This window comes from Methanothermococcus sp., assembly GCF_015523155.1.
In the GTDB taxonomy this organism is placed as follows: Archaea; AGJL01; Methanococci; order Methanococcales; family Methanococcaceae; genus Methanofervidicoccus.
This window is the reverse complement of the sequence record NZ_WAKW01000062.1, coordinates 1-12,376: the sequence shown is the minus strand read 5'-3', so window position 1 is coordinate 12,376 and position 12,376 is coordinate 1. Positions and strand designations below refer to the sequence as shown.

General features: G+C 29.4%; 11 protein-coding genes and 1 pseudogene. 7 read left to right on the top strand and 5 right to left on the bottom strand.

What is annotated here, in order from left to right; translation table 11 throughout:
* A pseudogene (locus F7B34_RS06265) lies at positions 1-130 on the top strand (coenzyme F420 hydrogenase subunit beta); the annotation flags it as partial.
* Between the two features lie 75 nt (positions 131-205).
* On the opposite strand, the gene F7B34_RS06260 reads toward F7B34_RS06265, so the two are convergent.
* The 5 genes from F7B34_RS06260 to F7B34_RS06240 all read right to left on the bottom strand — a co-directional run bounded on the left by F7B34_RS06260 (position 206) and on the right by F7B34_RS06240 (position 4,311).
* Positions 206-658, bottom strand: coding sequence for a universal stress protein (locus F7B34_RS06260; RefSeq protein ID WP_292460978.1), 453 nt, complete (start codon positions 656-658; stop codon positions 206-208).
* Positions 659-759: 101 nt separating this feature from the next.
* Positions 760-1,959: a bis-aminopropyl spermidine synthase family protein gene (locus F7B34_RS06255; RefSeq protein WP_292460977.1), complete on the bottom strand. Its 1,200-nt coding sequence runs from the start codon at positions 1,957-1,959 to the stop codon at positions 760-762.
* Between the two features lie 71 nt (positions 1,960-2,030).
* Entirely contained in the window at positions 2,031-2,792 is a 762-nt protein-coding gene (locus F7B34_RS06250) for an ABC transporter permease (RefSeq protein ID WP_292460976.1), read from the bottom strand.
* A complete protein-coding gene (locus tag F7B34_RS06245; RefSeq protein WP_292460975.1) occupies positions 2,789-3,796 on the bottom strand; it encodes an ATP-binding cassette domain-containing protein in 1,008 nt (335 codons plus the stop codon). The genes F7B34_RS06250 and F7B34_RS06245 overlap by 4 nt, the downstream gene beginning before the upstream one ends.
* A 2-nt stretch (positions 3,797-3,798) precedes the next feature.
* Positions 3,799-4,311, bottom strand: coding sequence for a PadR family transcriptional regulator (locus F7B34_RS06240; protein ID WP_292460974.1), 513 nt, complete (start codon positions 4,309-4,311; stop codon positions 3,799-3,801).
* A 181-nt stretch (positions 4,312-4,492) separates the two neighbouring features.
* Between F7B34_RS06240 and F7B34_RS06235 the strand changes: the two genes are divergently transcribed.
* The 6 genes from F7B34_RS06235 (at position 4,493) to F7B34_RS06210 (ending at position 12,206) form a co-directional block, all read left to right on the top strand.
* Complete coding sequence (locus F7B34_RS06235) at positions 4,493-5,443, top strand: nucleoside recognition domain-containing protein (protein ID WP_292460973.1); 951 nt, start codon at positions 4,493-4,495, stop codon at positions 5,441-5,443.
* 42 nt (positions 5,444-5,485) lie between these two features.
* Positions 5,486-6,409, top strand: a complete 924-nt coding sequence (locus F7B34_RS06230; protein ID WP_292460972.1) for a radical SAM protein — start codon at positions 5,486-5,488, stop codon at positions 6,407-6,409.
* Between the two features lie 13 nt (positions 6,410-6,422).
* Positions 6,423-7,184, top strand: a complete 762-nt coding sequence (locus F7B34_RS06225; protein ID WP_292460971.1) for a sugar phosphate isomerase/epimerase family protein — start codon at positions 6,423-6,425, stop codon at positions 7,182-7,184.
* 267 nt (positions 7,185-7,451) lie between these two features.
* A complete protein-coding gene (gene nrdD / locus F7B34_RS06220) occupies positions 7,452-11,126 on the top strand; it encodes an anaerobic ribonucleoside-triphosphate reductase (protein ID WP_292460970.1) in 3,675 nt (1,224 codons plus the stop codon).
* Positions 11,127-11,239: 113 nt separating this feature from the next.
* Positions 11,240-11,563, top strand: a complete 324-nt coding sequence (locus tag F7B34_RS06215; RefSeq protein ID WP_292460969.1) for a nucleoside triphosphate pyrophosphohydrolase — start codon at positions 11,240-11,242, stop codon at positions 11,561-11,563.
* 1 nt (position 11,564) lies between these two features.
* Complete coding sequence (locus tag F7B34_RS06210; RefSeq protein WP_292460968.1) at positions 11,565-12,206, top strand: helicase; 642 nt, start codon at positions 11,565-11,567, stop codon at positions 12,204-12,206.
* The last annotated feature ends 170 nt before the right edge of the window (positions 12,207-12,376 follow it).

Sequence of the window (12,376 nt, the reverse complement as noted above, 5' to 3'; positions counted from 1 at the left end):
GGAAACCAAACCAATAGATGAAGGTAAATTTGGTTTAGGAATCCTTGAAAAACTTGCATTAACTAAAAAAGATAAAAATAGTAAAGAAATCGAGCATAGGAAGGAATTGGGATTGCCTGTTCCTTATTAATTAATATTTTTTTATTTTTTAAATGATTTATTAACTTTTAAATTATTCTAAAAAATATAAAAAATAAATTTTTGTTTATTCTTCTTTTTCTTCTTCTACCATTTTTACAAGAAGCACTGGACATTTAGCTTTTTTGGTAACCTTTTCAGCAACACTTCCCAACAACAATTTATCAAGACCAGTTTTTCCAGTAGTCCCCATTACTATTAAATCTACCTTTTTTCTTTCGGCATAATCCACAATCTCTTTTGCAGGATTGCCTTCAAGGATTTCGGATTTTATATCAACCTCCATTTCTTTTGCCCTATCTTCTATTTTTTTAAGAGCCTCTTTACCTTCATCCTCCAAAATCGCCTTCATACTTTCCCACAATCCTTCCGTTGGAAGCCCGATAAATGGAACAATATCTATTACATATATGGCATATACCCTTGAATTCATAAGTTTTGCTATTTCAAGAGCATGCTTTGCAGCTTCCATTGATACTTTTGAACTATCTGTTGGTATTAAGATTTTTTTATATATCATAAATCACACCTGTTGTTTTTAATTAATATAAATATTATTTTGGATAATGAAGTATATATTATTTATTAATTTATTAATTTTATTATTATTACTCTTTAATCCTATTTTATTTTTTTTCTCTTAATCATTTTGAATTTTTTCCCACCGCATTCGCAGGTTAAATTTTCTATTCTAATGTTTTTGCCGTCAATTTCATAAGTTTTACCACAATCTAAGCATTTGTAATATCTAATTGTAGGTTTTACCTCGCCCGTGTATAACTTAACTAAATCGATTTCGCCCTCTTCAAATTTTTTTAAGTTTTTTCCGATTAATCTGGCTAAAAATGTGGTATTTCCTATTATCTCAGAACCTTCATATATGTTAAATCCTGGTATGAGCTCATATATTACAAACCCCATACTGTTGATAATCCTTTGGAGCTCCAAATATTCATCTATCGGCTTGTGAGAAAATGCGAGGTATAATACACCTTCTCCGCCTTCTCCCAATCCTTCAACACCGCGGGATAGGAACAATTTTAAGCCATCCAATGTATAAGGAGGGTCTGTAAAAATTGTATCAAATATTCCCTTATACTCATTTTTTATTGGATTTCTAAAATCCTGTTTAATGGTTTTAATGTTTAAACCTTCCTTTTCTGAGATTTCACCTATCAAATTTAACAACCTATCGTCTATATCCATAACAACGACTTCATCACATAACCCACTCATTGCCGTAGGTATGGATGTTAAGTCGTCATCTCCAACAAATAAAATCCTCTTTCCCTCCAAATCCCCCCTATCTGCCATAAATGCTGCTCGATATGTAGCAGTTTCAGGGGTGGCAAAGGACTGGTCTATTGAGGTATTTACAGTAGGTCTCATTTTTGCATACTTTTTATGCTTTTTAAGTATATCTTCAAAGTATTCATTGAGAATTATGCCTTTCCCATTGCATATTGGACATTCTAAATCGTGATTTAATTTAAATTTTAAATTTTTTTCAATTAAATCCATACCATATTCTGAATATACAGCCCCCATTTTTTCCCTATTTAATATTCTGTTTCTCTCTAAAATCGTTCTTACCTTTGCAATTATTGGTAGGGGCAATTTCGTATATTGGGCTATTTTTTTCGTCGAAATTGGCTGATTTCTATATATACATCTTAATATATCCTCTACCGCTTTTTCTCCCTCTGCTATTTTTGTATCATTGGCTATTTTTGTTAAAAATGATTTAAATTCAATTTTATTTAGTGGTTTTGTTTCTTTTATTTTTTCTGCCTTTTTTCCCATTTTTCCAATTACTTTCATAATACTACCTAATTTAGTTTTATTCTTCTATATTTATTAATTATTATACTGCTTTATGATTTTTATTAATTTTATTCAATAGTGGCTTTTTCAAATAGATACATTCCGATGCTTAAAAACACCACACAAAGCACACTCAATATACCAAAATCCATTACTATTGGGAACTGCGATTTACCAATCAGAAAATACCTCATCCCATCAACAGCATAGGTTAATGGATTTATGTAGGCAAAAATCCTAATCCAAATAGGCAATGAACTAATAGGATAAAATGCTCCGCTTAAAAACATCAGTGGCAATGTTATCATATTCATTACTAAGCCAAATCCTTCTAAATTGTTCATTTTTAATGCAAAGGAAATTCCAATACTTGAAAATGTAAAAGCAAGTAAAACTCCAATAATTAGAACGGGAATTACTCCAAGTATGTTTATATGTGTGATAAATGCACACATCAAAAGTATGATTATTCCCCTAAGTATTGAAGTTGTGGAATCTCCTAAAATCCTACCAAATATCGCCTTACTTCTAGATACTGGTGCAACAAGGATTTCCTTTAAAAATCCGTAATCCTTATCGATTATAACAGACATCCCACTCATAAAGCTTGTTGTGAATATTGTTATGGCGACAATTCCCGGAACAAGATATGTTAGGTAATCAACTCCACCAAATAATGCCTTTGCCTCTGGAAAGTTAAGAGCTCTACTCCATCCAAGACCAAAGAATGTAATCCAAATAATTGGATGTAAAATTGTTCCAATAATTCTTGACCTTGCCCTCGTGAATCTCCTAATCTGTCTATATGCCATTGTTGTAATTACATTCATAGCATCCCTCTCCTTTTTGCAAAGATTTTTTTCATATCAAAGTTTCCACCCCTCTCTCTAATGGATTTTCCTGTTAAGTGGATGAATACATCATTTAGTGTTGGTTTTCTATAACTGACTTCTAAAATCTTCCAGCTATTTTTTAACGCTATCTCGAAGATTTTAGGTATTGATTCATTTGCATTTTTGACTCTTATTTCAAATATCCCGTTAATTATGTTGCTATTTCCAAAATGCTCATTTAATATATTTAATATATTTTTTACACATTCAGAGTCAAGATTATTTGCAAACTTTAAATAAATCATATCATTTCCAATCATACTTTTGAGCTCATCCACAGTTCCAATGGCAATGATTTTTCCATTATCAATTATGGCAATTCTATCTGCTAAACTTTCAGCCTCTTCCATGTAATGTGTGGTTAAAAAAATTGTCATATTGTATTCTTTTTTCATTCTCTCGATGTATTCCCAAATATGGCTTCTTGTCTGCGGGTCTAATCCAATTGTTGGCTCATCCAAAAATAATATCTCTGGATTATGAATTAATGACCTCGCTATTTCCAATCTTCTTTTCATACCTCCGCTGAATGTTTTAACCACTTTATTTGCATGATTTTCCAGTTCAACGAACTTTAACATACTATTTATTCTGTTCTTTAAATCGTCTCCTCTGTATCCGTAAATTCTACCATGAATATATAAGTTTTCATAGGCGGTCAATTCCCTGTCCAAAGTTGAGTCTTGAAAAACTATACCAATAATGTTTCTAACATCGTTTGGATGCTTAACTGTATCATAGCCAGCAACCTTAATACTTCCAGAAGTTGGTCTTAAAAGGGTTGTTATCATGTTTATTGTGGTGGTTTTTCCCGCACCATTTGGACCTAAAAATGCAAATATCTCTCCTTTTTTTATCTTAAAACTTACATCATTTACAGCAAAAGTTTCAAATTTTTTTGTTAAATTTTTCACTTCGATGGCGTATTTGTATTTTTTCATTATTAATCCCTTAACAAAATTAGTTTAATTTTTTTTGAAGATTTTACCATAACATTTTTAAGTTCCTTTTTCTGCTTTTCACTGAGATTTGGAATTTCTCTAATAACCATTACCATGGCTTCCTTCAATTCCCTTCCTCCTAAATTGTAAAATTCATTTACATTATTTATATGTTCAAAAATCTTTTTTATTTTTTCACTGTTTTCTATTAAATATTTTTTTCCCTTATCTGTAATTTTGTACAATATTTTGGGCTTTCCATTATTTCCATTATTATTTAATAGTTCTTTTTTTTCATCTGTTATGTTATTATATTTGGTATATTCAATACACTCAATATATCCGCTTCTTTTTAAACTTTGAAGTGCTGGATAGATTACCCCAGAACTCGGTTTATAGTTTATAAAGAGCTCACTTAATTTTTGCATCAAGGCATATCCATGCAATTCTTCTCCTTTTAAAAGATAGAGTATCAATAATTTTAGAGAACCTCTAATTTTTTCAAAATTTTTCATGTTATCCCGTTTATCCCAAGTTGTATAAATTTAAGATTTTTTATATATCTATAAATACATATCTATAGTTCTATATATAATTAGGTATATTATTATATCTTTATTTATGTATAATATCTTAAATTATAAAATATAAGTTACAACATAAAAAATAATTTATCAATATTTTTTGGTGATGCGTGTGGCAATTATAGATATTGAGGTCATCATAAGCTCAGTTAAAATATCCTTAATATATACTATAAAAATATCCATTATTGTATTGATTTCAATGTTTGTAATGAATTACATAATAAACACCGGCATAATGAAAAAATTTTCAGAGCTCATGGAACCTATTACAAGACATTTAAATATGAATCCCCTTTCAATATCCTCGATTTTAGTATGTTTTTTTAGCCCATCAGTTGGATATTCTATACTGGCAGAGGGATTAAAGGATAAAAAATTGGATGAAAGGGAAATAATTGGAACATCTCTTGCAAATTCATTTCCATCTGTATTATCACATACTTTCACATTTTTTATACCTGTTGTTATTCCAATACTGGGATTAACTGGATTATTATTTGTTTTAATTAGATTGGGCGTAGCATTTGCAAAGAGTATAATTGGGACCATATATTTGAGCATCATTTCAAAAAAGGCAGATTTTGAAGTGCCAGAAATTAATAAAATGGATAAAAAGAAAAATTTAGAAAAATCATTAAAAAGCACTTTAAGGTTTTCAGGAAGATTGATTCCAGTTATGCTTATTACCATGTTTTTGGTCATCTACTTATCTAATATTGGAGCTTTTGATCATCTAAATAATTTAGTAAGCCCAATAACAAATATTCTTGGTTTAAATCCAAATGTTGGACTAGTGTCCTTAACCGAAATAATGAATGTTCAGGCAGCTATTGTAATGGCAGGGGGATTTCTAAACGAAAATATGTTAAGTTCAAGGGAGGTTTTGATAGGTCTTATTATTGGAAATGTATTGACCTTTTCAACAAGGTATGTTAAGCACTCCTTACCTTTACATGTTTCTCTATTTGGAACAAAGCTTGGAACAAAAATTGTAATGATTAACGCTGCAATTACTCTATTATTGGATATTATTATAATAGGAGGGTTGTTAATTCTATAATTTTGATATAAGTTCATTTTATGGAATATTCTATGTGATAGCATGAAATATTTAATATTAAAAATAACAAATAGATGCAATCTAAACTGTATTTATTGTTATGCAAATAATAATGATAATAATAGCAATATCGATGATAACAATAATAGTAATAATAACAATGATAGAGATAATAGCTGTAAAAAAGATATGGACTTTAAAACTGCAAAAAATGCCATTGATTATATTTTAAAAACTGATCACAATCTAAAAATCCAATTCACAGGGGGAGAACCGCTATTAAATTTTAAATTAATTGAGGATATAGTAAATTATTGCAATAAAGCCCACACTAATAAAAATATTTCTTATGCAGTTCAAACAAACGGAACACTATTGAATGAAGAGATAATTGAAAAAATTAAAAAATTAAATATAAATATTGGGGTAAGTATCGATACAGCAGATATAAAAGACAACACTTTGAGACCATATAAAAATGGGAGCTCATCAACATTGGATACCATAAGAGGAATATATTTATTAAAAAATAACAAAGTCCCATTTGGGATTACAACAGTGGTAACCAATAAAAATTTGCCACATATTAAAGATTTTGTGGAATATCTTATGGCATTGGGGATTAAAAGTATAAGTTTTGATTTATTAAAGCCAAAGAAGAAAGAACATTTAAAATTAATGCCTAATGAAAATGAATTTAACAAAATCTTAAAGGACTTAAATAATTATCCTATTTATATAAAAAACCTACAAAAAAGACCGAAAGATAAATACTGTTATCTAAATAGCGGGGATTTGTTATTTGTTAATGAGGTTGGAGATATTTACCCATGTCCAACATTGGAAGGCTATTTTTATATGGGAAATATAAATAATACTAATAATAAAGAAAAATTAACATTATTTAAAATTAAATGTGATTACTGTTTTGCAAAAAGGTTTCTTGTTAATAAACTAATAAATTAATGTTGGTGAAATGATGAAAATTGGTGTATCCAGTAGTATTTTTTTAGATTCTGGTAAAAATTTAGAATATTCATTGGAATTTTTAGAAAAAAAGGTTGAATATGTTGAATTGGTTTGTGATGGCAATATAAATGTCATGGAGAAAGAAAATATTGATGTTCCCTATTCTTATGATTTAAATTACACACTACATTGCCCTTTAACTGATTTAAATTTAGCTTCTTTTAGGGAGAAAATAAGAAATGCCAGTTTAGATTTTGTTAAGGATATTTTAAAAACTGCTGATAGGGTTAATGCAAATTTGGTTGTTCTGCATCCGGGTTATTGTGTTTTTAAATATGATTATAAAAAAGCATCAAATGCACTGATAAAATCTTTAAAAGATTTGAATGATATTCAAAAGGAGTATTCTATAAAAATAACCATTGAAAACATGCCGTCGTATAACATGTTTATGTTTAGAGAACCTACGGATGAAATTATAAATAATTTAGGAGATTTAAGTATTACCTTTGATATCGGACATTCTTTTTTAAATAAAAATATAAGTAAATTTTTAGATGATGAATTAATTGAAAAGATAGCCCATATCCACATTCACGATAATAGTGGGGAGTTCGATGAGCATCTATGTATTGGAAAGGGCAAAATTGATTTTAAAAAGTATGGGGGTAAAATCAAAAAAATAAAGTGTATAAAAATGATTGAAATGCAGAATAAAAGCCTTGATGATTTGGATTTGTGCATTGAACGATTAAAAAATTTATTAATTTAATATTTATTTCTTTAAATATATTATATCTTATTATTCGAATTTAAATTAAATTATATATTGGATTAAACAAAGTAAAAAATAATAAATATAGTTGGAGTGTATAGCTTTTCATAAATATATTATGGTATGTTATAATTGTTATATTAATTAATATAGTTACTTTACGAAATTCGTATTTATAATTGCATAACCTACGGAATCTGCACGGTAATTGTTATATGTTTATAACTATAATTTTATAACAATATAACTTTTTTTGGTGATTAAATGATAAGTAGTAAAAAATACGGCAATTTTAAGATAGAGATTATCAAAAAGGATGGGGCAAAGGAAAAATTTAATATAAACAAATTGGTTAAATCCCTCTTGAATTCCGAGGTAGATTATGAATATGTAGATTCTATTGTTAGCGTTGTTTGTGGCAAGATTTATGATAAAATCTCCACGGATGATATAAAGCGTATTGTATGTGAGGTTCTTAAAGAAATAGATAATCAAAAAGGAACAAAATATGCAAAAAACTATCAGTTTAAAAATGTCTTAAAGGTCAGAACTTCAAAAAATGAATTTCAACCATTTGATAAAAACAGTATAATATCCACCCTTATAAACGAAACAGGTTTGGATAAAAAAACATCTTCTAAAATCAGTAGTGAGATTGAAAAGGAAATAAAAAAATTAGATTTAAAATATCTAACTGCACCGATGATAAGGGAGCTCGTAAATGCAAAATTAATTGAGCATGGATTGGAGGAGTTCAGACAAAAACACACAAGATTGGGAATCCCCATATATGACATTAAAAAACTCATAAATCAGGGAAGTAGAGAGAATGCAAATTTAATGCACAATCCAGAATCAATTCATAAGTGGGTGGCAGACGAAACAATGAAGCAGTATGCCCTATTGGAGGTATTTCCAAAACATATAGCCGATGCACATATGAAGGGAGACATACATTTGCATGATTTAGAATACGCTGCAATAAGACCAGTATGCTGTCAGCACGATTTAAGGAATTTCTTTATGCATGGTTTAAAGGTTGATGGGACGGGAAGACACACAAGTGTTTCAAAGCCTGCAAAACATGCTGAGGTAGCAATACAGCATGCTGCTAAGGTTTTAAGTGCGGCACAGTGCGAAATGAGTGGAGGTCAGTCCATAGACGAATTTAACATATGGCTTGCACCTTATATGAAGGGATTACCATACGACAGAATAAAACAGCTTATGCAGATGTTTATTTACGAAATGAACCAAATGTATGTGGCTAGGGGAGGCCAGTCTCTAGTGAAAGATGAATTAATATTTATAAAAGAAGATGAAAACTTAAAAATTTGTAAGATTGGAGAATATATAGATGAAGCAATGGAAAAATATAAAGATAAAATAACAATTAATGGCGATACAGAAATATTATATTTAGATGAAAATGATGAAGTATATACCATATCTGTAAATGTCAATACTGGTGAATCAGAATTTAAAAGAGTTTATGCCCTATCAAGACATAAACCCTATAGTAAAATCTACAAAGTTATTGGTAAAGATGGAACAACAGTATCTATTACGGAAGACCACTCATTATTTAATTACAATGAAAATGGACAACTTGTGCAAGTAAAACCAAAAGAAATGAATCATATAATTAGAAACTTTGATAATCCATATACTATTGAATATAAAATTGGAGATTTAATTGATACAAAATATGTAAGGTCAGAATCAAAATACAATAGCAGACAAAATGATATTCCTGAGAAACTTGAAATAACCAAAGAATTATGTCAATTTTTAGGATTATTTGTTGCAGAAGGAAGTTATGGAACCAACAGCATAAGGATAGCAACAGTGGATGATGATATTATTGAATTTATGGAAAAATTCATAAAAGATATTAATGAAAACATTACATTAAGTGTTAAAACTGATGATAATGAAGTTTCATTTACAAACAAAGGACTGTATGAATTCATTAAAAATGTAATGTGTATAAATAGCGGAGCTCCAAATAAAAACATTCCTGAATTTATATTAAAAGGAGATGAAGAAATAAAAAAGGCATTTTTAGGAGGCCTTATAAGTGGAGATGGCTATATTAGTAAGAATGGAAGAGTCCAGGTATATACAACATCGGAACAATTGCTTGGACAACTGCATATTTTGTTATCTGGACTAAATATGATGTATTCACTAAGTAAAGTTAAAGAAGAAGGGGAACAGATTAAAATTAAAGGCATAGATACTCAAAGGAACCATAAATTGTATGTAATTGAAATAGCGAAAATCGGCACCGATGTGTTAAAGGAGTATGTTATTCCAAACTATAAAAAAGATAGAATAAAAGGTTCAGATTACGAACAGTTAAGTTATGATTACAGAATAATAAAAGAATACCTAAGAAATATTGCTAACAAAAAACCATATGATGATTGTGCATGGAAATCATCAGATAGAAAATTAAAATTAAATACTTTGGAAAAAATTGAAGAAATAAATCCTGATTTAAAGGATGAAATAACCAAGTTTAAATTGAATGTACCCTTTGAAATAAAAGAGATAAAAGAGATTGATTACGAAGGATATGTTTATGATTTAAGCGTTGAAGATAATGAAAATTTCATTACTGCAACAGGAATATTGTGTCATAATACCGTATTTAGTAGTATAAATTTAGAATTAGAGGTTCCAGATTTTTTAAAAGATAAACCAGCAGTGATTGCAGGAACAACAAGGGGAACCTATGGTGAATATGAAGAAGAGGCTAAGATGATATTGGAGGCATTGATTGATGTAATGATGGAAGGGGATGCAGTTGGAAAGCCGTTCTTATTCCCAAACTTCATCGTAAAATTAAGGGAGAAAGCATTTAGCGATGAAAATAAAGAACTGATGATAAAACTTCACAAACTGAGCAGTAAATGGGGATTGCCATACTTTATAAATATGCTTCCAGACTGGCAGGCAAACAACACCAACGCCATGGGATGCAGAACCAGATTAAGCGGAGATTGGACTGGGAATACTGAAAACGATACCCTTAGAACTGGAAATATGCAGTGGTATACACTTAACCTTCCAAGAATTGCCTATGAGGCGGGAGGGGATGACGACAGATTGTTTGAGATAATCGATGAAAAATTGGCAATACTAACAGAGGCCTTACTCATAAAACACGATGTTACTACAAAAATACTAAATAATAGAATAATGCCTTTCATGACTCAGAAATTCGACGATGAACAATATTATAGATATGACAACACCACAAAAACCTTTGGATTTGTCGGTTTAAACGAATTGCTAAAATTCCATTTAGGGGAGGAATTACATACTTCAAAAGATGCAGTGGCCTTTGGAGAGAAGGTTATCCAGCATATTAGAAATTATGCAGATAATTTGAAAAAAGAAACCGGTTTAAGATGGACAGTAACTCAAACACCTGCTGAGAGCACAGCGGGTCGCTTTGCAAGGTTGGATTACAAGTACTATAAGGATGAAACAAAATCTGTTGTAAATGGTGATTTGACAGATGTGAGCTCACTATATTATACAAATTCATCACATGTTAAGGTTAATTCACCAACTACACTTGGTGAAAAAATAAGAATTGAGGAAAAATTCCATCCGTTGTGTAATGGTGGGCATATAGGACATTTCTGGAATGCTGAGGCTTATGCAGACCCAGAGGTTTTGATGGATATAACAAAGAAAATAGCAGAAAAATCTAATATTGGATTCTGGACTTACACGAAAAATCTTAGTATTTGTGAAAACTGCGGTAAGGGTATGGCAGGGTTAAGGGACATATGCAGCCAGTGTGGAAGTTCTAAAATTCAAAAGTTCAGCAGAATCACAGGATATTTACAAAATGTTTCAAACTGGAACAGTGCAAAAAGGCAAGAATTAATAGATAGGAAGAGCAATATTCCTAGAATTTAGGTTATGTTCCTATAAATGAGACTTATTTTTTATATTTAATTTTTTATATTTTTTTAGAAGTTGCAGAAAAAACTGTTATATTTTAGCTTATAATTCACAATATATGGGGCAGTATGAAAAAAACCACATATAACAAACTTGTAAGGGATAAAATTCCAGAGATTATTAAAAAAAGCGGTCATAAGCCGATAGTGTATATTGCAGATGATAAAGAATATATAAACAGATTATATGACAAATTAATAGAAGAAATTGAAGAGTTTAAAGAAAATCCATCTCCTGAGGAGTTAGCAGACATTTTAGAAGTTTGCGAAACTATTGGGGCATATTATAGGATATCCCTTAATGAAGTTAAAAAAATAAAAAATAAAAAATTCGAAGAAAGGGGGGGATTTTCAAAAAAACTTATTTTAAAAGAAGTAATCAAGGATGATTAATATGGGGGACGATTACGAAACATTAAAGGTAGTATATCAGGAATACCAAAGAATAAAGAAACATTTGGGACATAAACCCAATAGAGTCGAAATGTTTAAGCATATGAATAATAATCTATATCAAAAAATCAGAAGTAATTCTAATATCAATATATTTAGAAATTATTTAGGTTTTTTAGATAAATTTGGTGAGCTCTCTAAGGAGGAAAAGGAAGTCCAAGAAATTGCAGGAGATTTTTTAAATATGATGGAAAGAACACGAATGACGAAAACCTATAAAATCCCTCTTTTAAAATCCTTTATAAGATATAATGGCATTTCTTTAAAATGTAATGAAGAAGATATTTACAGGAGTTTTAAAGAATTTTACGATAATCCAGAGAATTCCTTAGATATGGAACGGCATAAAAGAACCAAAAATTTTAAAAAATGGAGTAAATGGGATTATGTAAAATTAGCAAAGGAAAATCCAATAAAATTTTTGATAAAAACAGAAGGAGAATATTTTAAAATGGATGGCAATTATTTTTGCTTAACTGAACAGTTGAAGCCAGTTGTAGATAATAAAATCTTTGTGGATAATTACATAGACATATTAGAATTTAGGCGTTTGGAATATTTTAGACATCATCGCTTATTTTAATCACAAAGTTATATGCTGTTGAATATTAGTTATATCATTAAATCAAAATAATAATTTATATCATATATAAGGCAGAATCTACTAAATAGTTTGAAAATTCAAAAACCCATTTATTATTGTTATTATTTTATTTTTTCCTTGTATTTAAGAGATTTTGATTATTTTAGTTT

What these genes read in the sequence shown, in the direction of transcription:
- F7B34_RS06260 (WP_292460978.1), bottom strand. Translation starts at nt 658, where the DNA reads ATGATATATAAAAAAATCTTAATACCAACAGATAGTTCAAAAGTATCA.
- F7B34_RS06255 (WP_292460977.1), bottom strand. Translation starts at nt 1,959, where the DNA reads ATGAAAGTAATTGGAAAAATGGGAAAAAAGGCAGAAAAAATAAAAGAA.
- F7B34_RS06250 (WP_292460976.1), bottom strand. Translation starts at nt 2,792, where the DNA reads ATGAATGTAATTACAACAATGGCATATAGACAGATTAGGAGATTCACG.
- F7B34_RS06245 (WP_292460975.1), bottom strand. Translation starts at nt 3,796, where the DNA reads ATGAAAAAATACAAATACGCCATCGAAGTGAAAAATTTAACAAAAAAA.
- F7B34_RS06240 (WP_292460974.1), bottom strand. Translation starts at nt 4,311, where the DNA reads ATGAAAAATTTTGAAAAAATTAGAGGTTCTCTAAAATTATTGATACTC.
- F7B34_RS06230 (WP_292460972.1), top strand. Translation starts at nt 5,486, where the DNA reads ATGAAATATTTAATATTAAAAATAACAAATAGATGCAATCTAAACTGT.
- F7B34_RS06225 (WP_292460971.1), top strand. Translation starts at nt 6,423, where the DNA reads ATGAAAATTGGTGTATCCAGTAGTATTTTTTTAGATTCTGGTAAAAAT.
- nrdD (WP_292460970.1), top strand. Translation starts at nt 7,452, where the DNA reads ATGATAAGTAGTAAAAAATACGGCAATTTTAAGATAGAGATTATCAAA.
- F7B34_RS06215 (WP_292460969.1), top strand. Translation starts at nt 11,240, where the DNA reads ATGAAAAAAACCACATATAACAAACTTGTAAGGGATAAAATTCCAGAG.
- F7B34_RS06210 (WP_292460968.1), top strand. Translation starts at nt 11,565, where the DNA reads ATGGGGGACGATTACGAAACATTAAAGGTAGTATATCAGGAATACCAA.